This is a genomic window from Verrucomicrobiota bacterium JB022 (genome assembly GCA_030673845.1).
In the GTDB taxonomy this organism is placed as follows: Bacteria; Verrucomicrobiota; Verrucomicrobiia; order Opitutales; family Oceanipulchritudinaceae; genus WOUP01.
Window position 1 is genome coordinate 84,319 of the sequence record JAUTCQ010000007.1, and the last position, 20,767, is coordinate 105,085.

Annotated in this window: 18 protein-coding genes; 8 read left to right on the top strand and 10 right to left on the bottom strand. The window is 63.9% G+C overall.

From position 1 onward, the window contains the following. Positions 1-4 precede the first annotated feature (4 nt). Positions 5-859 carry a phosphopantetheine-binding protein gene (locus tag Q7P63_04975; GenBank protein ID MDP0499436.1) on the bottom strand — a complete coding sequence of 285 codons (855 nt, stop codon included), beginning with the start codon at positions 857-859 and terminating at the stop codon, positions 5-7. A 117-nt stretch (positions 860-976) separates the two neighbouring features. On the opposite strand from Q7P63_04975, the gene Q7P63_04980 reads away from it, so the two are divergent. After that, entirely contained in the window at positions 977-1,354 is a 378-nt protein-coding gene (locus tag Q7P63_04980; protein ID MDP0499437.1) for a VanZ family protein, read from the top strand. Positions 1,355-1,389: 35 nt separating this feature from the next. Further along, positions 1,390-3,465, top strand: a complete 2,076-nt coding sequence (ligA, locus tag Q7P63_04985; GenBank protein MDP0499438.1) for an NAD-dependent DNA ligase LigA — start codon at positions 1,390-1,392, stop codon at positions 3,463-3,465. Between the two features lie 75 nt (positions 3,466-3,540). On the opposite strand, the gene Q7P63_04990 is transcribed toward ligA, so the two are convergent. Next, positions 3,541-4,878 (bottom strand): thymidine phosphorylase, encoded by a 1,338-nt coding sequence (locus Q7P63_04990; GenBank protein MDP0499439.1) that lies wholly within the window; start codon positions 4,876-4,878, stop codon positions 3,541-3,543. 327 nt (positions 4,879-5,205) lie between these two features. Here Q7P63_04990 and Q7P63_04995 point away from each other — a divergent pair, with 327 nt between their 5' ends. From Q7P63_04995 to Q7P63_05005, 3 genes are all read left to right on the top strand, one after another. Then, complete coding sequence (locus Q7P63_04995) at positions 5,206-5,745, top strand: outer membrane beta-barrel protein (protein ID MDP0499440.1); 540 nt, start codon at positions 5,206-5,208, stop codon at positions 5,743-5,745. A gap of 121 nt (positions 5,746-5,866) precedes the next feature. After that, positions 5,867-7,651, top strand: coding sequence for an arginine--tRNA ligase (argS, locus tag Q7P63_05000; protein ID MDP0499441.1), 1,785 nt, complete (start codon positions 5,867-5,869; stop codon positions 7,649-7,651). Between the two features lie 16 nt (positions 7,652-7,667). Next, a complete protein-coding gene (locus Q7P63_05005) occupies positions 7,668-8,132 on the top strand; it encodes a hypothetical protein (protein ID MDP0499442.1) in 465 nt (154 codons plus the stop codon). Between the two features lie 203 nt (positions 8,133-8,335). On the opposite strand, the gene Q7P63_05010 is transcribed toward Q7P63_05005, so the two are convergent. Beyond that, a complete protein-coding gene (locus tag Q7P63_05010; protein MDP0499443.1) occupies positions 8,336-9,472 on the bottom strand; it encodes a Xaa-Pro peptidase family protein in 1,137 nt (378 codons plus the stop codon). A gap of 48 nt (positions 9,473-9,520) precedes the next feature. Here Q7P63_05010 and Q7P63_05015 point away from each other — a divergent pair, with 48 nt between their 5' ends. Further along, a complete protein-coding gene (locus Q7P63_05015; GenBank protein MDP0499444.1) occupies positions 9,521-10,066 on the top strand; it encodes a DUF192 domain-containing protein in 546 nt (181 codons plus the stop codon). A 69-nt stretch (positions 10,067-10,135) separates the two neighbouring features. Beyond that, positions 10,136-11,251 carry a response regulator gene (locus Q7P63_05020; GenBank protein ID MDP0499445.1) on the top strand — a complete coding sequence of 372 codons (1,116 nt, stop codon included), beginning with the start codon at positions 10,136-10,138 and terminating at the stop codon, positions 11,249-11,251. 331 nt (positions 11,252-11,582) lie between these two features. On the opposite strand, the gene Q7P63_05025 is transcribed toward Q7P63_05020, so the two are convergent. After that, positions 11,583-13,916 carry a hypothetical protein gene (locus tag Q7P63_05025; GenBank protein MDP0499446.1) on the bottom strand — a complete coding sequence of 778 codons (2,334 nt, stop codon included), beginning with the start codon at positions 13,914-13,916 and terminating at the stop codon, positions 11,583-11,585. Positions 13,917-14,253: 337 nt separating this feature from the next. On the opposite strand from Q7P63_05025, the gene Q7P63_05030 reads away from it, so the two are divergent. After that, the gene (locus Q7P63_05030) at positions 14,254-16,836 is read left to right on the top strand and encodes a TonB family protein (protein MDP0499447.1); all 2,583 of its coding nucleotides are present in this window, start codon (positions 14,254-14,256) and stop codon (positions 16,834-16,836) included. A gap of 80 nt (positions 16,837-16,916) precedes the next feature. Here the strand turns inward: Q7P63_05030 and Q7P63_05035 are convergent, their stop codons facing one another. From Q7P63_05035 to Q7P63_05060, 6 genes are all read right to left on the bottom strand, one after another. Continuing rightward, positions 16,917-17,531, bottom strand: a complete 615-nt coding sequence (locus Q7P63_05035; GenBank protein MDP0499448.1) for a hypothetical protein — start codon at positions 17,529-17,531, stop codon at positions 16,917-16,919. Between the two features lie 48 nt (positions 17,532-17,579). Then, entirely contained in the window at positions 17,580-17,939 is a 360-nt protein-coding gene (locus Q7P63_05040) for a metallopeptidase family protein (GenBank protein ID MDP0499449.1), read from the bottom strand. A 12-nt stretch (positions 17,940-17,951) separates the two neighbouring features. After that, positions 17,952-19,211 carry a beta-ketoacyl-ACP synthase II gene (fabF, locus tag Q7P63_05045; GenBank protein ID MDP0499450.1) on the bottom strand — a complete coding sequence of 420 codons (1,260 nt, stop codon included), beginning with the start codon at positions 19,209-19,211 and terminating at the stop codon, positions 17,952-17,954. 75 nt (positions 19,212-19,286) lie between these two features. Next, a complete protein-coding gene (gene acpP, locus Q7P63_05050; protein MDP0499451.1) occupies positions 19,287-19,541 on the bottom strand; it encodes an acyl carrier protein in 255 nt (84 codons plus the stop codon). A 39-nt stretch (positions 19,542-19,580) separates the two neighbouring features. Beyond that, positions 19,581-20,315: a 3-oxoacyl-[acyl-carrier-protein] reductase gene (fabG, locus tag Q7P63_05055; GenBank protein MDP0499452.1), complete on the bottom strand. Its 735-nt coding sequence runs from the start codon at positions 20,313-20,315 to the stop codon at positions 19,581-19,583. A 28-nt stretch (positions 20,316-20,343) separates the two neighbouring features. Then, the coding region (locus Q7P63_05060) for an ACP S-malonyltransferase (GenBank protein ID MDP0499453.1) at positions 20,344-20,767 on the bottom strand (424 nt) is incomplete at its 5' end.

Genomic DNA, 20,767 nt, shown 5'->3' on the forward strand with positions numbered 1-20,767 from the left:
TGAGCTAGAGAGAAGTCGGTTCGCTTTCCCCGTCTTCCGTGGAAAACGACGCAATCGAAAGCGCGAGTTCTTCTACTTTAGCCACTTTGGCGCCATTGCAAGTTATGGTGCCGGAGAATTGTGCGAGCGGGGAGTGGACGCGCAGCAGTTTCACCTTGAGCTGCAAGGTGTCTTGCGGTCGGCAAATACGGTGGCAGCGAATGCCTTCGGCCGAGAGGAAATAGATGGACTTGGGGTCGACGAGGCCCTTCAACTCGGCCTTCTGGCTCTTGAGCAGGTAGAAGACGGCGAGCTGGCCGAGGGCTTCGAGCATGAGCGAGGCCGGGAACACGGGGTTGCCGCGGAAGTGGCCTTCGAGGAACTCTTCCTGCCCCGAGATGCGGTAGCTGCCCTCGGCGAATTCGCCGTCCATCTTCGCGTCGTGCAGGAAGAGGAAGGGGGGCTGGTGCGGCATCAGGTTGAGCAGTTGCTCGAAGGTAAACTTTTCGCCGCCGAACTCGATCGGCTCGCCCTTGATCTTGGCGTCGAGGTAGCGCTTCACATCGCCGAGGGTGCGCAGGTGGCGCAGTTCCTCGTTCTCGATCGAGATCGTGAGCACTTCTTCCGTCAGCATGACGATTTCGACGAGGAGCAGCGAATCGATGCCGAGATCTTCCATCAGGCGGACGTCGTCGCCGCCTTCCCAGATCTTCGGGCGGACTTCTGGATCGGCAAAGCGTTCGACGATCCCGAGCACGATGGTGGGGATCAATTCAGGATCGCGGCTGGTCTGGAAGCTGATCGCTGCTTCAATCGTGCGCTCGGAGCATCGCTTCAGCGATTCACGCAATTCCTGTTCTTTCAGCGTCGATTGGGACATGCACAAGTATGGTGAGGGGCAGACGAAATGAGGGGGTCTGCGCACATTGGGATCAACAAGCGTAAGAAATCAAGCTTAAGCTTGCCCCTTCGCTAGGCAAGTGAGAATACCGCGAGCATGTTTCCTTCCCGGAATCCCCGGCGCCGGGCGGTGGTTTTTGCCGTAGCGATGCTGCTGACAATCCTCATGTTTTCGGCCCGCCCAGTGCCGCCGCCTGCCGCCATCCTGCCTCTCTGGACCTTCGACAAGGTGGGGCATTTCGGCGTCTTCGGGCTGCTCGCGACGGCGTGGATCCGGACCGGGCTCAGGCCTTGGCAGGCCGTCTTGCTCGTCGTCGCGTACAGCGTGGTAGACGAAACGGTGCAGGGCATGAACCCCGTGCGCGTCTTCGACCTGCGCGACATCGTGGCCAATGCGGTGGGCGCCGTCGTGGCTGCTGTGGCGTGGTGCTACTGGGGGGCTTATCGCCGCCTGCTCGAAACCCGCGTATGTTGACTTGCCTGCGGGCTTCTCCTGCGCACGCTGGCGGCATGGCAGCGGGAAAAGTTCCAGCAGACATCGAGAAACAGGCGGCGGCCCTGCGCGCACAGATCGAGCGGCACGAGCACCTCTACCGCGTCGAGCATCAGCCCGAGCTGACCGACCAGCAGTTCGACGCCCTCGCGCGCGAGTTGCAGGAGCTGGAGCAGCAATACCCGGCCTTGGTCACACCCGCGAGCCCGACCCAGAAGGTGGGCGACGACCGCAGCGAAGGCTTTGTCACCGCCCGGCACCGCGTGCCGATGATGAGCCTCGCCAACACCTACGAGCAGGGCGAGCTCTTCGCCTGGGCCGACCGCCTCGTCAATGCCCTGAAGGGCGCGGGCGTCGAAGAAACGTGGGTGTCGCGCGGTAAGCTGCCCCTACTGGTCGAGCCCAAGATCGACGGCACCGCCATCAGCCTTACCTATGAAAAGGGCAAGCTGACTCGCGCCGTGACCCGAGGCAGCGGCACCGAGGGGGACGACGTGACGCTGAATGCGCAGACCATCTCCTACCTGCCGCAGCAGTTGCGTGGCGAGCCGGGAGACTGGCCGGAGCTGGTCGAGATTCGCGGCGAAATTTACCTGACCTACCAGGAGTTCCAGCGCATCAATGCGGAGCGCCAGGAGGCCGGGCTGGATACCTACATGAACCCGCGCAACCTCGCGGCGGGCACGTTGAAGCTGCTCGACCGTCGACTGGTCGCGAGCCGCCGGCTGGAGCTGGTCGTCTACGGGCTGGGGATCTGCGAAGGCTATACCTTTGAGCGCCAGAGCGACCTCGCGCCGACGTTCCAGCGTTGGGGCCTGCCCACGGTCGAGAAATTCTGGCTGGTGGAGGGCATCGAGGCGGCCTGGGGCGCGGTGGAAGAGCTGGACCGCCTGCGCGGCGATTTCGCTTACCCGACCGACGGTGCGGTGCTGAAGCTCGACGTGCGCGCGGCGCAGGAGGCGGCGGGGCAGACGGCCAAGGCCCCGCGTTGGGCCATCAGCTACAAGTTTGCGGCGGAGCAGGCCGAGACGGTGCTCAAACAGATTTCCATCCAGATTGGCCGCACGGGTGCCCTGACCCCGGTGGCCGAGCTGGAGCCGGTGCTGCTCGCCGGGACGACGGTCAAGCGGGCCACGCTGCACAACGAAGACGAGATCCAGCGCAAGGACATCCGCGAAGGCGATACCGTGATCGTGGAAAAGGCGGGCGAGATCATCCCCGCCGTGGTCAGCGTCGTCACCTCGCGCCGCCCGGCCGACAGCGTGCCGTTTGACTACGCGGCGCGGCTCAAGGAGCTGGGTTTCGACGCCGAGCGAGTGCCCGGGCAAGCCGCCTGGCGCTTGCGCACGACCGATAACCCCGAGCAGGCGCGGCGCGGGCTGGAGCACTTCTCCGGCCGCACCGCGATGGACATCGAGGGCCTCAGCACCAAGAGCATCGAGCTGCTGATGGAGAAGGATTTGGTGCGCGATCCGGCGGATATTTATCAACTGACCGTCGATGCGCTGCTCGCGCTGGACGACCGCCGTTTTCGCCAGAAAAGCGCCGAAAACCTGATCGAGGGCATCGAGGCGAGCAAGCAGCGCGACCTCTGGCGCCTGTTGCACGGCCTGGGCATCCCGCTGGTGGGTGCAGAGGCGGCGAAGATCCTCGCCCGCTCGTTCCGCTCGGTGGCAGCGATCCGAGAAGCGAAGGTCGAAAAGCTGGTCGCGCTCAACGGGATCGGCGACAAGATGGCGGAGAGCATCCGCCAGTGGTTCGACGAGGAGAAGAATCAGGCGTTGCTGGAGCGTCTGGCCAAGGCGGGGCTGCGCATGGAAGCGAGCGCCGACGAGTTGCCGCCGGAGCCGGGCGAAGCGAGTGAGCTGCCGCTGGCGGGCAAGACGTTTGTCATCACCGGCACGTTGCCGAGCTGGAGCCGCGACGAGGCCAAGGCCGTGATCGAAAAAGCGGGCGGCAAGACGACCGGCAGCGTGAGCAAAAAGACGGATTACCTGCTGGCGGGCGAAGAGGCGGGCAGCAAGCTCGACAAGGCCCGATCCCTTCGCGTCCCCGTGATCGACGAGGCCCAACTGCGCGAAATGATCGGGTAGGGCAGGGCTCCGGGCACAAAAAAACGCGGAACCTGGTTGTGGGTTCCGCGTTGGTAAAAAGGTAAACGAAGCGATCTAGGCCACGCGCTCGACGATGAGTTCGGGCGGGGTCGGGCGCTTGGGAGCGAGGCGGTAGGCCTGCTTGAGGTATTCGAGGGCGCTGTCGAGCTTGGACTCGTCGTTGTAGTGGATCATCATCAGCGGCTCACCTTGCTTGACCTGGGTGCCCACCTTCTTGATCTCGCTGACGCCGACGGCCGGGTCGAGCTTGCCGCTCTTGTCGCCTTCGGCCAGGATCTGCACGCCGCGGGCGATCATGCCGGCGTTGATCGTGTGCACGTAGCCGCGCTTGGGGGCGGGCAGCTTGCGCACGTATTTGGCTTCGGGGAACTTGCTCGGGTCGTCCAGCACGGAGGTGTCGCCGCCTTGGGCTGCGACCATTTCCTTGAACTTCTCGAAGGCCGCACCTTCCTGCAGCGCGCGTTGCACGCTTTGCTTGGCGCTGAGGGTCGAGCCCGCGACGCCGGCGAGGCGCACGATCTCCATGCCCATCTTCAGCACCAGCTCTTGCAGGTCTTCGGGGCCTTCGCCCTTGAGCAGCTTGATGGCTTCCTTGATTTCGAGGGCCGTGCCCACGGTATCGCCGAGCGGCTGGTTCATGTCCGTCACCAGCGCGACGCAGCGGCGCTTCATTGAGCGGCCGACGCGGGTGATGAAGCGGGCGAGCTGCTTGGCCTGCTCGACTTCCTTGATGAAGGAGCCGTTGCCCCACTTCACGTCCACCACGAGACCTTCGGCACCCTGGGCCAGCTTGCGGCTGAGCACGGAGGCCGTGATCAGGGGCAGGCTCGGCACCGTGGCGGTGGCCTGGCGCATGTGGTAAAGGATGTCGTCGACCGGGGCGATTTCCTTGTTCTGCTCCGCGATCACACAGCCCACGTCGTTGAGCTGGTCGACAAAGCTGTCGAGCTTGAGCTGCGGGTTGAACTTCGGGATGGAGGAAAGCTTGTCGAGCGTGCTGATGACGAAGTCTTCGTCCTGCCCGTTCATGTTGGGCATCACGACGCCGCAGGCGGCTGCGAGAGGCAGGAGGACGAGGCCCGTCTTGTCACCCACGCCGCCGGTCGAGTAGCGGTCGATCTTGGGTTTGGTGATGCGGGAAAGGTCGACCACTTCGCCGGAGAGCATCATCTCTTCGGCTAGCGTCGCCGTTTCCTGGGCGCTCATCGGCTGGAAGTAGATGGCCATGCAGAGCGCGGCGAGCTGGTGCTCGGGCATCTCCTTGTCGATCACGGAATCGACAATGTAGCGAATTTCATCTTCCGTGAATTCACCGCCATCACGTTTTTTCTCGATCAGGTAGGCAAAGGACGGCGGGATAAACTTGCGCGCGGATACGATTTTTTTTCTCATGCTTACGTTCGGACGGCTGACCGGTTTGGAGGCTACTCCGTAAGCCTCTTACTCTTAGACCATTATATGGCGTTTTGTCGAGCTTATTCTCGCAATGCGGCTTTTTGTTGTATATGCGCCGCCCGACGTGGAGGCAGCAAGGGGCTTTCGATCGCCATTCTCGTGCCTGTAATTTAGCACACTTCGCAGACTTGGCCGCTGAAATCTGCACCCGGCCTGATCGCGGCGATCAGCGAGGCTGCCAATCGGCTGCAAAACGTAATTTTGGTTTGACCAGTAACGCGTTTTCGATCCTGCTCCACCGTTCTCAAGTCAAACCATTCAGAAATGTTTAAGAAAACCCTTATCGTGGGTCTGCTCGCTGCTTCGAGCACCCTGTCTGCTGAATTCATCACCGGTGCTTCCGTCGGCTACCTGTTCGAAGCCGAAGAGCCCATGTACACCGCCCGTTTCGGCTACAGCTTCGCCCACACCGCCGCCCTCAGCGGTATCGTGGAAGCTGAAATCGGCTACACGTCGGAAGATGATTACGACATCGACACCGGCATCATCCCGCTGATGGCCAACTACCGCCTGCAGGTCGCCGACGCCTCCTCCGGCCTCTCGCTCTACGTGGGCGCTGGTCTGGGTTTCTCCAAGGTTACGCTGGACACCAATAGCAACCTTGGTGAAGACGACGATTACACCTTCACTTGGCAAGTGCTGGCCGGCATCGAATACGCAGTGGCCGAAAACGTCTCCTTGCGCCTCGGCTACCGCTATATCGAGCTGGACGACGTCAAGCTGTTCGAAGACAGCTGGTTCGGTGGCGAGTATGAAGTCGGCTACGACAGCGCTGTCGAACTCGGTGTGAACTTCAGCTTCTAAGGTCTGACCGGCTTTTGTTTCCCAAACGGTGCCTGTTCTTGTGGGCACCGTTTCTTTTTGCCCACGGTGCGCGGACTTCCGCACTTGCCCTTTGGCGGGCGGTCTCTTTCATTGCCCGCTTATGGAGCAGATCGCGTTTTCCCCCGCGCAGGTGATCGACCAGGCGCTGCGGCAAGTGGCCGCCGGACTCGAAGACTTCGGACCGGCCTTCGACCCGCAAGTGCGCCCCGCCGATCCCCGACATGGCGACTTCCAGGCCAACGGCGTCCTGCCTTGGGCCAAGCAGGCCAAGAAGAACCCGCGCGCGCTCGGCCAGGCCCTGCTCGATGCCCTTGCCGCTTCCAACCTGCTCGACGCCGCCAACGTGCAGTGGGAGCTCGCGGGCCCCGGCTTCATCAATTTCCGCCTCACGCCGCAGTTCCTGCTCCAGTGGCTGCAAAGCTTTCGCGACGAATCGGCCTTGCGCACTGGCGCGGGTCAGAGCGACCACGGCCGCACGGTGATCGTCGACTACTCCTCGCCTAACACGGCCAAGGAGATGCACGTGGGCCACATCCGCTCGACCGTCATCGGTGAGGCCGTCGCGCGCCTGCTGGAGTTCTGCGGCGCCAAGGTGATCCGCGACAACCACATCGGCGACTGGGGCACGCAGTTTGGCATGCTCATCTGGGCAGTCAAAGCCACCGGCACCGACCTGACCCAGGTGCAGGAAGTGACCGAGCTGGAGGCTCTCTACCGCAAGGGCAGCGCGCATTATAAGTCCAGCCCCGAGGCCGAAGACGAGTGCCGCAACGAGCTGGTGAAGCTCCAGCAGGGCGATGCCGAAAACCTCCGCATCTGGCAGCAGATCACCGACGCCAGCTGGCGCAACTTCCAGCAGATCTACGACATGCTCGGCGTGAAGTTCGACGAGGTGCTGGGTGAGAGCTTTTACCGCGACAAGGTCGACCGCATCTACGCGGAGCTGGGCGACCTCAACCTCGCGCAGGAAGACCAGGGCGCGCTGGTGGTGTTCCACCCCGAGCATCCCCGCTTCAAGACGCAGCCCTTCCTCGTGCGCAAGAAAGACGGTGCCAGCAACTATGCCAGCACCGACCTCGCCACCATCCTCCACCGCGTCGAGCACTTCAAGGCCGACGAAATGCTCTATGTCGTGGGTCTGCCGCAAGGCGACCACTTCGAGCAGCTTTTCCTGACCGTGCAGAAGTGGTTTGCCGCCAAGGGCTACCCCGTGCCCGAGATGCGCCACCTGGGCTTCGGCACCGTGTTGGGTGAAGACGGCAAGGCCATCCGCACCCGCTCCGGCGAGAGCGTGAAGCTCAAGGACCTGTTGAACGAGGCCATCGAGCGCGCCCGCTGCACCGTAGACGCCAAGCAGGCCGAGCGCCCGGCAGAGGAACGCCTGAGCGACGAAGCGTGTGCCGAAATCGCCCGCGTCGTCGGCCTCGGTGCCATCCGCTATGCCGACCTTTCCCAAAACCGCACCAGCGACTACAAGTTTAGCTGGGAGCAGATGCTCGCCATGGAAGGCAACACCGCCCCCTATCTGCTCTACGCGGTGGCCCGCCTGCACAGCATTTTCCGCCGTCTGGGCGTGACCCCGGGCGATGTGGCCGCCGAGCAAGGCGCCAGTGCCCCGGAGGCAGAAGAAGAAATCGCCCTCGCGCGCAAGCTGCTCGCCTTCCCCTCGGTGATCGAGCAGACCCGTAGCGACCTGCGCCCGCACTTCCTCTGCACCTACCTTTTCGACCTCGCCGGCGTCTTTAGCAGCTTTTACAACGCCTGCCGCGTGATGGTCGACGAACCGGATGTGCGCGCCCGTCGCCTCGTCCTGGCCAGCCGCACGCTTACCGTGCTGGAAACCGGCCTCCACCTGCTCGGGCTCGAAACGCTCGAGCGCATGTAATCCTTAGCTCCCTCATATGAAAGCACTCGTCAGCCTTTGCCTCGCCCTCCTGGCCGCCGCCCATCTCTCCGCCCGCACGGTGGAAGAGCAACTGGCACTCGGCAGCGGCCAGCTCGACACCCGCGTCTACATCGCCGACCACGGCCAAAGCCTCTCGCTGCAGCTCGATGTGGCGCAAGAGGGCATCGAGGCGCTGCTCCAGATCGGCCCCGAAAGCCGCACCATCGTCAGCGTGCCGGTGGAGACGCGCAACGGTGCCTTCACCATCGGTCGCGAGTACGTGCGTGACGCCCGCATCGTTTTTGCCGATCAGGCCGGCCACACCGCCACACTTCCCCTGGCGCAGCTCTTCCGCGCTTCGGAACTGCCCAGCTCGCGCCCCGCCGGCCCGCCCGCCGAAACGCGCCAACCAGCACCGGAACCCGAGCGCGACTCCCAGAGCTACTCCCGCGGCAAATCCCGTTTCCTCCGCGTCGAGTAAGGTTTCGCTTCGGGAAAGGCACATCACTCTGGGACTGCGGCGCTCCGCGCCGATCTGGTTTGAATAGCAAGCTACATTACGCCCGGCGGGAACGACCGTAGACTTTGCACGCTGCTTTAAGAACCAGATCTGGGCAGAGCCCAGCACTCCCAGAGCGCCCATCTTTGCGGCGCTGCGCCTTGGAGTAAATTTTCCCCCTACCCTTACGCGATTTCCCAATCGTAAGGATGCTCGCTGAGCAGCTCGGGCGCGCCGTTTTCGCGGATGCGCACGACGTCTTCGATGCGGCAGCCGCCGAGGCCGGGGTAATAAAGGCCGGGTTCGACCGTTACGACGTGGCCCGGTTGCAGCACGTCGTCGATTCGGCTGACGCGAGGGGGCTCATGCACTTCCAGACCGAGCCCATGCCCCAGGCCGTGGAAGAAGCCGACCGGGACGCCGTCGCGGTCTTCGGTCTTGAAGCCCTTCGATTCGAAGAACTCGCACACCCACTGATAGAGGTCGCGGCCATTGGCGCCCGCTACGTGCTGCTTCAACACCGTCTGCTGGGCCTCCAGCACGGTCTCGACCAAGACACGCTGCTGCTCGCTGGCCTTGCCCTTGAGGTAGGTGCGGGTCATGTCGCCATGGTAGCCGCTGGCGAGGTCTTTGGGGAAGATGTCGACCACGATCAGCTCGTTGGGGCGGAGGGGGCCGGCACCCCGATGGTGGGGGTCGCAAGCCTGGTCGCCGCCTGCCACGATGGTGTCGTGCGATTCGGCGCCACGCTGCAGACAGTCGATCTCGATCAGGCGTTGCAGGCGCTCGCTGGTCAGGTAGTCGCCTTCGAAGTAGAGCTTGCCGTCGCGCACGGCGCTCGCGCGCAGGGCGTTTTCGACCACGCGGAAGCCACCGGCAGAGGCGGCGTTGCCGGCGCGGATGCCAGCCGCCTCGTCGTCGCGCTTGAAGGCGCGCTGCGGAAAGATCATGCCCTCGGCCACCTTGACCTTGAGGCGGCGGTTTTTGAGGTCGAAGGCCAGCCCGGTGGGGAAGTCGTGCGGCACGAGGAAGCCCGGCAGGTCGAACTCTTCGGCCAGCAGGCGCAGGATGTCGACCGGCAGCTTGGTGCGTTGGCCAAACTTTTCGCGTGCCTTGGCCGCCCAGGTTTCCCACGAGAGGACTTCGTCGAAACGGCCGTCGCGGCGCACGCGGGCGTATTCCAGCCGGTTGACGACGGCGATGGAGCGGCCGTGGCAGACGAGCGCCAGGATGGGGTCGGGCACGGAGACGCCGCCCAGGTAGAGGACGTCGGCGCTTTGGTGGGTGGAGGCGTAGAGCAGGGGGCAAAGCTCGGCAGGCATGGAAAATTAGGATTGTGATAGGTCCGCAAGTGTCTAGTCCTTTCGCCTATGAAGCCGAAGCTCTCCCATTGGTTGCGCGTTTCCCTGCTTTTGCTCGTCGCCGCTCTGGCGGGTTGCGATTCCGGAAACCCGAAGGCCGATCAGGTGGCGAGCCGCGACGAGGCGGCCCCCTTCGAGCAACGCTTCCCCATCCAGCTGGGCGACCAGACGATCAACGTGCAGCTGGCCATCTCGCCCCGCGAAGGGCAGCAGGGCCTGATGTATCGCGAGAGTCTGGACGAGAACGAGGGCATGATCTTCCTCTATCAGGCGCCGCAGCCGATGAGTTTCTGGATGCAGAACGTGCCGATCAACCTCTCGATCGGGTTCTTCGACCCGCAGGGCAGGCTGAAGGAGGTCTACACGATGTTTGCCTACAACACGCAGTCGATCAAGAGCCGCAGCAGCAACCTCCAGTTTGCCATCGAGATGCGCGACGGCTGGTATCGCGACCACAACATCGCCGCCGGTACCCAGCTCGACATGGAGCAGCTCAAGGCCGCCATGCGCGCTCGAGGGGCCGACCCCGCCGATTACGGATGGGTCGAAGAATAGTCGCCGCCCCCAGTTTTTCCTCGCAAACCACCCCAACGGGTGGTTTTTTGTTGGCACCCCACAAGAGTTATGGCGCTGGTCCTCGTTGTAGATCGCGAAGCCAAGGTGCAGGACGCCTTTCGCTTCATCCTTGAACCCCTCGGTCACGAAGTGCTGGCCACCGCACGGCCCGATGAGGCGTTGTCGCTCTTTGAGCAGCGCCAGCCTGCCGTGACCGTGCTGGAGCAGGAAAACCAGGGCTTTGCGCTGCTCGAACGCCTGCGCCGCCAACAGCACGACGCGGCCGTGATCCTGGCCAGCTCCCGTGCGCGCAAGGAAGATGCGCTGCGTGCGATGCGCAGCGGGGCCCGCGATTTCCTCGTGAAGCCGATGCGCTCGGCGGAGTTTGCGGGCGCGATCCACCGCCTGCTGGAGCAGCAGCGGGCGGCCGCCGGCCAGGAGCCCGAGTCGGCCCACCATGCGGTGGAAGACGTCTCACTGCTGGGCCTGTATGGGCAAGATCCATCCGTGGTAGCCATGCGCGAGCAGATCCGCGAGCTGCTGGAGCAAAACCATTGCGGCTTCCTGTTGATCCAGGGCGAGACGGGCACTTACAAGCGCGAGATCGTGCTCTACCTGCACGAGCACCGCCCGGCCCCCAAGGGTGACTACATCCAGCTCGATTGCTCGCTGGAAGAGCCGGATGCGCTCCGCGAGCTGCTGATCGGTACCGACGGCAAGGGCGGCACCTTGCTGAAGAACCACCCGGGCTCGACCTTGCTGCTGGAGAAGGTCGAGAGCCTGCCGAAGGATATTCAGGACGAGCTGGATGAGGTGATCGAGCTCTATCAGGAGCACAATCTGATCGTCTTCCTCGCCGATCACGACCTGGAGCAGGCGATGGCCGAAGACCGCTTCCAGATCTCCCTCTTTTTCAAGATCAGCCAGCAACTGATCGACCCGGCCCCGCTGCGCAACCGTCTCGACGACTTGCCGGGCCTCTGCGCCTTCATCCTCCACCATTCGCTGGAGTTGACCGACGAGCAGCGCCAGACCGAGTTCACCCCCGAGGCCCTGCATCTGATGATGCAATACCGCTGGCCGGGCAACCTCGTCGAGTTGGAGAGCGTCGTCGTGCTCGCCGCCCTGGAGGCCGAAGGCGAGACCATCACCGAAGAAATGATCCGCCGCCACCTCGGCATGTAACTGATCCAGCAGCCCTCTGGGACTGCGGCGCTCCGCGCCGATCTGGTTTCGCGGCAGGCGGTGGTGATGTGGACGTTCCTCCCCCTGTGGCACCCCTCCAGGGTGCATTCTTTCCTCGAACGTTTTCCTGCAGTGTCGGTTCGCCTTGCGAACCTCAACTGCAGGCTAAGAGATAGCATCCCTTCAGGATGCTGCAACTTTCAGCAAGCCAGAGGCTTGCCAGCCCCTAGCGCGGGGTTGAGGTTCGCACCGGCGGACCGATACCCCGGGTTATTCTAGCCGCACAAAGCACCCCGGAGGGGTGCCACTGCGGCGAAAAACTCCCGCGCCCCTACGCCGTGGCGGTGCCTTGTTGGCGCTGGGCGGCGATTTCGGCGAGCAGCTCTTGCTCCTTCTCCATGAACTCCTTGACGAGGCGGGCTTTTTCTTCGCGTAGCCAGCGCTCCTGCTCGGCCTTGCGCTGGTAGATCTCCTTGTTCTTTTCGCGGGCTTCACGCAGGTGCTTGGAGATCATTTTCTTTTCTTCGAGCAGGTTCTGGGCTTCCTGCGCCACGGTGCGGCTTTGCTCTTCGACCTCGGCCAGCATCTGTTGCCGCTCACGCCCAAGGCTTTCGCGGGCTTCGTGCAGCTCGTTTACTTCCAGGTCGAACTGGTGGAAGTTAGCCTCCAGCTCCTGCTCGCGCTCGAGCAATTCGTTTTCGCGCCGCTCCAGGTCGTCGATGGTCGAGACGAGGTTGCGCTCGCGGTCTTCGATCTGGCGCTGGCGGTCCTGGATTGCCTGTTCAAATTCGGCGGTCTGCGCCTGTAGGGCGGCTTCGAGGTCTTTCAGCTCGTGCTCGCGCTGTTCGGCCGCATGGCTGAACTCTTCGCGATCGCCTTCGAAGGCCTGCATGCGCTGCTGGAGCGACTCCATGTCGGTCGTCAGGCGTTGGCGGCGCTCGCTCAGTTGGGTGTTTTCCTGCTCGTAGCGTTCCTGCCAGGCAGTCTTTTCCTTCTCCAGCTTTTCGGCTTCTTCGCGGGCGACCTTGAGGCGGGCTTCGGCTTCGCGCTGGCTTTCGCCCAGGCGACGACGCAGCTCGGCCATCTCGGCTTCCTGGTCTTCCAGCTCGACGAGGCGCAAGTCGTAGGACTCGCGCTCGGAGGAAAAGCGTTGTTCGGCTTCGGCGAGGGCCGCCTGAGCTGTCTCGATCTCGGCCTGACGCTCTTCGAGCTGCGCCCGCCCGGCTTGGATCATCTCTTCCTGCTCGGAGAGTTCGACTTCGCGGACCTGCAGTTGGTTGTCGAGCATAGTCTGCTCGTCCATGCGCTGTTGCATGGCCTCTTCGGTCGCCTGCAGCTTGGCTTCGCGGGCCTGCAGGGCGGCTTCGGCGGCTTCGACTTCTGCCGCGCGTTCGTCGAGCTGGCGCAGGCGGTCGGCGGCTTCGGCCAGCTTCTGCTCGCGGGCGGAGATTTGCTCCTGGCGCTCATCCAGCTCGCGCTCGAGCTCCGCGATCTCTTCGGCCCGTTCGTTGGCCTCCATCATGCGCTGGCGCACGTTTTCGAGGGCCAGCGCGTTTTCCTGTTCAAAGCGTTGCTTGGCGGCGGCGAGGGCCTTGTCGGCATCGGCAATCTGCGCCTCCAGCTCGGTCTTCTGCTGCTCGTGGGCGGCCAGCTCGATGCGCACGTCGTTGAGCGAGGCTTCCAACCGGGCGTCTTCCTCGCGTTTGACGGCGATGTCGTGCTCCAGCGCCTTCTTGCGCTCGGCCACCTCGGCCAGTTCCTGCTCGACTTGGAGGCGCTTCTGCAGCTGGTTTTTCAGCGCTTCATCGAGCTGCGCACGTTGCTGCTCCAGCTCTTGCTGCAAGGCGGCCTGCTCTTGTTCGCGGGTCTGCGCGCGGGTCGAAGCCTCCTGCACCTCACGGTCGCGCTGTTGCCACTCGGCTTCGCGCTGGCGGAAGAGGGCGTCCTGATCGGCGATAAGGGCCTGACGTTCTTCCAGCGCCTTGGTCTGCTCCATCAGGGCCAGCTCGCGCTCTTCCAGGGCTTCGGTGCCTTCCTGCACCAGCAGGCGGTCGTGGTTGAGCCGTTCGAGCTTGAGGTGCATCTCGGCTTCGCGGAACGAGATGTCTTGCTCCTTTTCGGCCAACTCGGCCTGCCAATCGCGGACGCGTTCCTCGATCTCGGCAAAGCCTGCGTCGTCTGCGGCGGCAGGGGCCGCCGGGGCGGGCAGGGAGGTCTGGTTGAGGGCGGGCAGCTTTTCGAACAAGCCGCGGCTCAAGACGAGCTGACGCCGGGCCGGCGCTCCGAGGCCGGTGATCTTGAGCAGGCGTTCGCGCAAGACGGCTTCTTCGAGCGGCCATTCAAATACATCGTCCAGGCCCGCGCGCATGGCTTCGACCACGTCGCCAAAGCTGGCCGTGGGGGAGGCGAGGATCACGGGCAGGCGGGGGAAGGCGTCCTTGACCCGTTGGGCGGCTTTCAGCGCGTGCTCTGTCGTATCGCCACCGATCAGCACGCCCGAGGCGGCCTCTTCCGGCAGGCGCACGAGCAGCTCGTCGACCGCATCCAGGCAGAGGGAGTCAAACCCCAACTCGTAGAGGCGCAGGATGAGACCGCAGCGCAACGATTCGTCGGGCTGAAGGACAAACCACGGTGCCGATAGGCGGGAGGTGACGGAAACAGGCATGGCAGCAGGGGGCAAAGGAAGGGGGAAAGCGAGGGGCGGGGGCAACGCCAGTTAGGGCTTATCGGCCAGAAGATCAACTTCTTAACCCGAGGGCGAGCCTCCGTGCGCAACGCTACCGTAAAAATCCCCTCCGGCAGAGACAAGCGGAAAGACCTCCTGCTTATGATTAGAGGTAAACAACCTATACATTTCGAGAGTTCTCCGCCGATACTACATTTGTCCTTTACATCTCGTAAGCTGGTAGTCAGTAAACAATTACCCCTAAAGTTCCTCGCATAACTACCCTCAACTCTCTAACCACAGCAGTTCGACCTGCATCGAACTGGAAGGCTGACCTATGGACCCTCTGCCCTTGGGCCTAGTCTCCGACCAAACGGACTCGCAACTTGCGTTTGCCCTGGTTGGTGATTCGCCCGCGCTCTGCTACAAAGCCCTGTATCGCAGCCCCAAAAACCGGGAAGATTGGGACAAGCTGCTGCCTGGTTTCCTGCCCGCCCCGGACGAGCTGAACCTGCGCTATTTCCTCGCCTCCAAGGCCACCGTTACGCGGTTTCGCCTGGAGCCGCCCAGCTCCTGGAAACAGGACCGCGCCGCCGTCTGGCCAGACTTGCGCGAGGCGGGCGTGCGCCCCGAAACCCACCTGCTGGGGCTCTTCCAGGCCACGACCGGCGAAGCCTACGCGGGCGAAGGCCCCGCCCTCGCCATTGCCGTGCCCCGCAACGAGGTGCGACAGATCGGCCGCCTGCTGGACAACAGCGAGGTGAGCCTCGATCGCCGCCACGTGCTGGCCGCGTTGCCCGCGAACCTCAGCTACCTGATCCCGATTGCCCGGGCTCAGGACCACGGCGGCCCCGTCGCTCTGGTGGAGCTGCACGACGACCGCTGCGACTTGTGGATCATGAGCGGGCGCGGCCTGCGCCTGCATCGCCAGACTTCGACCGGCCTCAACAGCCTTGTGGCCCGCTTGCAGCAAGAGCTGAACCTCAAGTTCCCCGGTTCGGCCGCCAAGCTCGTCTACGAAGGGCTTTACGACTTTTCCGCCTCGGCCGAGGCGTTGACCCAGGAGATCGGCCAACGCCTGCGCCAGGACCTGAACGCGACCGAAGAGATCATCGGCGAACCCGTCCGCGCCCTCGCCTTCTCCTCCCTGCCTCCTTCGGCGGACTGGATGACGGAGGCGATCGGTGCCCATGCCGAGCGTGCGGTCTTGCGCTGGCCCGCCCCCCAAGGCGGTGCACAGCCCGAAAACGAGAGCGAGAAGGTGCCGCAGACTTTGTTGGCCCCCGCTGTCGCCGGTGCTTTGGCCCGGATCGAGCGGCCGAGCGAAACCGCCTGGCAGTGGTATCTGGAAGACGAAGAGTGCCCGTTCCTCGTGCCGAGCGATGTGGCGGCAGCCGATACGCCCAAGGGCATGACGCGGGCCACTTTCGTTTCCATCGCCGGAAGCCAGGCGGAAGCCGAAGAGCCGACGATGGACCCGGAGGAAGACTTTGAAGTGGGTGAGGAAGCGCCTGCCCCTGCCGCCAAAGCGCCGGAACCGGTCAAGCCGACTCCCGCCCCGGTAGCTGCCAAGCCCGCGCCCACCCCGGCTCCGACGCCGGAGCCCGTGCCCGAGCGCAAGAAGGGCAGCCCGCTGCCCCTGATTGCCGCGATCATCGCCTTGCTGCTCATCGGCGGTGGTATCTTCTTTGCCATGGGGCAAGGCAAGAGCGCCGAGCCGACCGCCAAGGTGGTGCAGGCCCCGCAAAAGACGCCGGAGCAGCTAGCCCAGGAGGCCGAAGCCAAGCGCCAGGCCGAAGAGGAGGCCCAACGCCAGGCGGAGGAAGAAGCCCGCCGCCAGGCGGAAGAGGAAGCGAAGCGCAAGGCAGAGGAAGAAGCCCGCATTGCCGCCGAAGCCGCCGCCCTGGCCGAGAAGATCGTCGCCGCCGAGGCCGCCCGCGAGAAGGAGCATGCCGCGATGGAGCAGGAGGCCCGCATGGCCCGCCAAGGCAAGCTCAACATCTCCGGCCTGCCCGAAGGCACGGTGATCAAGCTCAACGGCAAGGAAGTCGGCCAGACCTCCCTTTCCGACTACGCAGTCGACCCGGGCACCTATTACGTGGCCTTCGAGCACCCGGACTACGAGCCGCTGGTGCGCGAGATCAATGTCCAGCCCCGTGGCAGCCAGCGGATCAACGATGTGGAGCTCGCCGCCAGCACCGGCCATGTCAAGGTGAGCGCCCAGCCGCTGGGCTCGCATTTTGCGATCTTCCGCGCGGGTGCAGATGAGCCGGTGCGCGAAGGCACCACTCCAGCCGAGTTTGACCTGCCGGTGGGCACCTACCACGTCTCCTTTAGCCGCAATGGCTGGGAAGACCGCTCGGAGTCGCTCGTGGTGGGCCGTAACAACCATACCGAGATCGCGACGCAGTTCCCGGTGGCGAGCATTGCGCTCAATACCGTGCCCAGCGGGGCCAACGTGAGCATCGGCGGGATCAAGGTCGGCACTACGCCTTACAGCAACCCGACTGTCGCCCCCGGCATCTACCAGTATCACATCCATCGTCCCGGCTATGAGTCGGTCGACTTCGACATCGCGGTGCGGGCCGGCGAGCAGTTTGCGCACGAGCTGGAGCTCAACGACCTCAGTCGCGTCTTCCGCGCCAACGAGATCGACGTGATGCCCATCCCGCTCTACCAGCCCGAGCCAGACATCGGCGATGTGCGCAAGACGGAGGAAGTGGTCGTGGAGTTTGTGATCGACCCAGAGGGCCAGCCGACCGACATCCAGATCGTCCGCACCAGCAACGAGCGCCTGAACAAGGCCGTGCTCAAGGCGGTCGACGAATGGCGCTTCCAGCCGGCCATGCGCCGCGAAAACGCCGTGCGCCTCAAGGTGCGCCTGCCGCTGGTGTTCAGCTCTGAGCGCAACGCGTCCTGACATCCCTGCACGCAAGGATTTTTCCAAACAGAAAGGCGACCTCTATCGGGTCGCCTTTTTTGGTGCTCACACTGTCCTGTTCAATCCTCCTTCGGGCGATTCTGGAGTTGTTGGAACCACCAGCCGAGCAGGCCCAGCAGCAGCGAGGCGGCCAGTGCGAGCCCAAAGCGCCCGAGATCGTTCCACAGCGGCACGCCCGGCTGCATCAGGCCAAACGCGTCGGGCCCGCCCACGATAAACCAGAGGCCGAAGACGAAGCGGAAGGCCCCGGTGAAGGCCGTGAGCAGGAGCAGCGAAGGCTGGACCAGCAGGGCCGCGAGGCCGCCCGCCACCAGCCCGGCGATCCAAGGGCCAAAAGTCTGCATCCAGTAGGGCTCGTTTTGCAGCGCACTGGCGGCGAGCAGGCCCACGATGCCGCCTACCAGCAGCGCGATAAGGGCCCGCAGCATCTGGAAGGCGAGCAGCGCGCCCAGCAGCAGGCCGACGCAGGCGGAGACGCCGGTGGTGATCCAATGCCCGCCCGACCATTCCCAGGCGACGAGCCCGAGGCCTACCGCTGCCGTCAGCCCCAGCAGCATTGAGAGCGTGGTGCGAAACAGCTTGAAGCCGAAGAAGCAGTCGAAGAGCCCCCCGATGGCCACGAGGGCATAAACGGCCAGCGCGACCGGGTAGGGCAACAGGATCGTCTCCATCATCGAAAAAGGTAGCCGCCGGAGAGCGCGGCACGAGCACAAAGCGGGCGTCTAATCCAGGTCGCGCTCCGCCAGGTCGTCTTCGCCCCAGCCAAAGAGGTGCCCCAGCTCGTGCAGGTAGGTGCGCTCCACTTCCTCCGCGTATGTGTTGCCTTCATCCTCCGCGTAATCGGCGATATTGGCGTAAAAGAGGAAGATGCGCGAAGCCATGGGCACGTCGTCCACATCGGTGGGCTCGCCCTCGAACAGGCCGAGCAGGTCGTCGCCCAGGGCCTCCGCGATCTCGTCGTCCGGCACCGGCAGGAAGACGACCGGCACGCGCTCCGCCCGCTCGCGCAAGATGGGCGGCAGGGCTTGGAGCGCCTCCGCCACGATGCGTTCCGCTTCTTGCTGGAGGCGCCGGTCGTTCATCGGCAAGGCGTATTAGCCTTCGTGGCGGCGGAAGACGACCACGCCGTTGTGGCCGCCGAAACCGAGGTTGCTCGACATCGCGATGCGCACCGGCTGGTGCACGGCCTGGTTGGGCACGTAGTCGAGGTCGCAATCCGGGTCGGGCGTGGTGTAGTTGATCGTGGGCGGGATCACACTGTCGGTGATGGCCTTGATGCAGGCGATCGCCTCGATGCCGCCCGCCGCGCCGAGCAAGTGGCCCGTCATCGACTTGGTGGAGCTGATCTTGAGGCGCTTGGCATCTTCGCCCCACACACCCTTGATCGCCAGCGTCTCGCCGCGGTCGTTATAGGGGGTGGAGGTGCCGTGCGCGTTGATGTAGTCCACATCCTGCGGCTGGATGCCGGCCGAGCGCAGGGCGTTCTGCAGACACACCTTGAGGCCCATGCCATCGGGGTCGGGCGAGGTAATGTGGTAGGCGTCGCAGGTCGAGGCATGGCCCGCCAGCTCGCAATAAATTTTGGCGCCGCGCTTCTGGGCGTGTTCCAGCGTTTCGAGCACGAGTACGCCGGAGCCTTCGCCCATCACAAAGCCGTCGCGGTCCTTGTCGAAGGGGCGGGAGGCCGTCTGCGGGGCGTCGTTGAAGCTGGTGCTCATGGCCTTCATGCTGCAAAAGCCGCCGTAGCCCAGGCGGGTAATGCTGGCTTCGGCGCCGCCGGCGAGCATCACATCGGCCTCGCCCAGCAGCAGCATGCGCATGGCGTCGGAGATGGAGTGCGTGGCGGTGGCGCAGGCGCTCACGATGCCGTAGTTGGGGCCTTTGAGCCCGAGGTCGATCGCGACGATGCCGCTCGCCATGTTGGTGATGATCATCGGCACCATGAAGGGCGAGATCTTGCGGGCACCGCCTTCGAACATGCGGAAATTCTGCTTCTCGATCGTGTCGATGCCGCCGATGCCGCTGCCTACGAGGCAGCCGACCCGGAAGGGATCGAGCCCGGCGGTATCGAGGCCGGCGTCGAGATAAGCCTGGCGCGAGGCCGCCACCGCCAGCTGCGTGTAGCGGTCGCGCTTGCGGGCTTCCTTCACATCCATGTGGTCTTCGGGCTTGAAGCCCTTGACCTCGCCCCCGACCTGGCAGGGCATCTCGGAAACGTCGAAGCCCTGGACACGGTCGATCCCGGAGCGGCCAGCCTGCAGGCCGGCCCAGAATTCATCTACAGTCTGACCGAGGGGCGTAATGGCCCCGAGACCGGTCACGACGATACGCGGATGCTGTGGCAATGTGGACATGCAAAAAGAGGCCTACAAGAGGCCTCTATTTAGAAAGGTTAAATCGACTGCTCCCATCCTAGGACGGGAGTCAATTTAGGCACTCTTGCTCTTGATGTAGTTGGTGACGTCACCGACGGTCTGAAGCTTTTCGGCTTCGGACTCGGGGATTTCGCCACCCAGCTCATCACTGAATTCATCTTCGAAGGCCATCACCAGCTCGACGACGTCGAGTGAGTCCGCGCCCAGATCTTCAATGAAGGAGGCTTCGGGAGTGATTTGCTCCTCGTTCACGTTGAGTTGCTTGACGATAATGTCTTTGACGCGATCTTCGATGCTCTGGTCTGCCATCTTGACTTGGCGCTAGGGGTTAAAAAAAGAAGGTTAATTTCACATCACCATACCACCGTCAACCGTAAAAGTTTGACCGGTGATATAGCCTGCTTCCTCGGAGGAAAGATAAGTAACGAGTCGGGAAATATCCTGCACGGAGCCGAGGCGGCGCAGCGGCACCTGTTGCACGATGACTTCCTTCGTCTTTTCGTCGAGCACCGATGTCATATCGGTCTCGATAAAGCCCGGGCACACGGCGTTGGCGGTGATGCCACGCTTGGCGAACTCGCGGGCGACGCTCTTGGTAAAGCCGAGCATGCCAGCCTTGGCGGCGGCGTAGTTGGCCTGGCCGGCGTTGCCCATCAGCCCGACGACGGAGCTGATGTTGATGACGCGGCCCCAGCGGTTGCGGCCCATGGGGGTCGTCAGCGCGCGGGTCCAGAAAAAGCACGAATCGAGGTTGGTGCGGATCACGTCGTGCCAGTCTTCGTCCTTCATGCGCATCATCAGCGTATCACGCGTGATGCCGGCATTGTTGACGAGGATGTCCACGCCCTCGAGCTCCGCCTCGGCCTTTTCGCCGAGGGCCTTGACGGCCTCGCGGTCGGAAAGGTTGGCGGCGAACACATGGGCGCGTTCGCCGAGTTCGGCGGAAAGCGCCTCCAGCTTTTCGGCGCGCGTGCCGTGCAGGCCGACGATGGCGCCCTGGGCATGCAGCTTGCGGGCGATGGATTCGCCAATGCCGCCGCTTGCGCCCGTTACAAGGGCCTTGCGGCCCGTCAGATCCAGCATGTCATATCCCCTTCGGAATGAATTCGTCTCAGCCCTTGATCGCCTTCAGAACGCCGTCGATATCCTCCGGCGCACCGACGGAAACGGCGTTCACGGAGCGGTCGATGCGGCGCGCAAGGCCGGAAAGCACCTTGCCGGCGCCGACCTCGTAAAGCGTCTCGATTTCGGCAGCGGCAAACCAGGAGACCGTCTCGCGCCAGCGCACGCGACCGGTGACCTGCGCCACCAGCAGCTTCGCGATCTCGTCCGGATCCTCGACCGGCGCGACGCTGACATTGGCAATCACGGGAACCACCGGAATGGACTTCTTGACCCCGTCAAGCGCCTCTTCCATGGCATCGGCCGCAGGCCTCATCAGCGAAGAGTGGAAGGGTGCGGAGACCGGCAGCAGGATGGCGCGCTTGGCGCCCTTCGCGCTCGCAAGCTCGGCCGCCTTTTCGACAGGCGCCTTC

Excerpts from the sequence above, each read along its gene's own strand:
- Q7P63_04975 (MDP0499436.1), bottom strand. The coding sequence starts at position 859 with ATGTCCCAATCGACGCTGAAAGAACAGGAATTGCGTGAATCGCTGAAG.
- Q7P63_04980 (MDP0499437.1), top strand. The coding sequence starts at position 977 with ATGTTTCCTTCCCGGAATCCCCGGCGCCGGGCGGTGGTTTTTGCCGTA.
- ligA (MDP0499438.1), top strand. The coding sequence starts at position 1,390 with ATGGCAGCGGGAAAAGTTCCAGCAGACATCGAGAAACAGGCGGCGGCC.
- Q7P63_04990 (MDP0499439.1), bottom strand. The coding sequence starts at position 4,878 with ATGAGAAAAAAAATCGTATCCGCGCGCAAGTTTATCCCGCCGTCCTTT.
- Q7P63_04995 (MDP0499440.1), top strand. The coding sequence starts at position 5,206 with ATGTTTAAGAAAACCCTTATCGTGGGTCTGCTCGCTGCTTCGAGCACC.
- argS (MDP0499441.1), top strand. The coding sequence starts at position 5,867 with ATGGAGCAGATCGCGTTTTCCCCCGCGCAGGTGATCGACCAGGCGCTG.
- Q7P63_05005 (MDP0499442.1), top strand. The coding sequence starts at position 7,668 with ATGAAAGCACTCGTCAGCCTTTGCCTCGCCCTCCTGGCCGCCGCCCAT.
- Q7P63_05010 (MDP0499443.1), bottom strand. The coding sequence starts at position 9,472 with ATGCCTGCCGAGCTTTGCCCCCTGCTCTACGCCTCCACCCACCAAAGC.
- Q7P63_05015 (MDP0499444.1), top strand. The coding sequence starts at position 9,521 with ATGAAGCCGAAGCTCTCCCATTGGTTGCGCGTTTCCCTGCTTTTGCTC.
- Q7P63_05020 (MDP0499445.1), top strand. The coding sequence starts at position 10,136 with ATGGCGCTGGTCCTCGTTGTAGATCGCGAAGCCAAGGTGCAGGACGCC.
- Q7P63_05025 (MDP0499446.1), bottom strand. The coding sequence starts at position 13,916 with ATGCCTGTTTCCGTCACCTCCCGCCTATCGGCACCGTGGTTTGTCCTT.
- Q7P63_05030 (MDP0499447.1), top strand. The coding sequence starts at position 14,254 with ATGGACCCTCTGCCCTTGGGCCTAGTCTCCGACCAAACGGACTCGCAA.
- Q7P63_05035 (MDP0499448.1), bottom strand. The coding sequence starts at position 17,531 with ATGATGGAGACGATCCTGTTGCCCTACCCGGTCGCGCTGGCCGTTTAT.
- Q7P63_05040 (MDP0499449.1), bottom strand. The coding sequence starts at position 17,939 with ATGAACGACCGGCGCCTCCAGCAAGAAGCGGAACGCATCGTGGCGGAG.
- fabF (MDP0499450.1), bottom strand. The coding sequence starts at position 19,211 with ATGTCCACATTGCCACAGCATCCGCGTATCGTCGTGACCGGTCTCGGG.
- acpP (MDP0499451.1), bottom strand. The coding sequence starts at position 19,541 with ATGGCAGACCAGAGCATCGAAGATCGCGTCAAAGACATTATCGTCAAG.
- fabG (MDP0499452.1), bottom strand. The coding sequence starts at position 20,315 with ATGCTGGATCTGACGGGCCGCAAGGCCCTTGTAACGGGCGCAAGCGGC.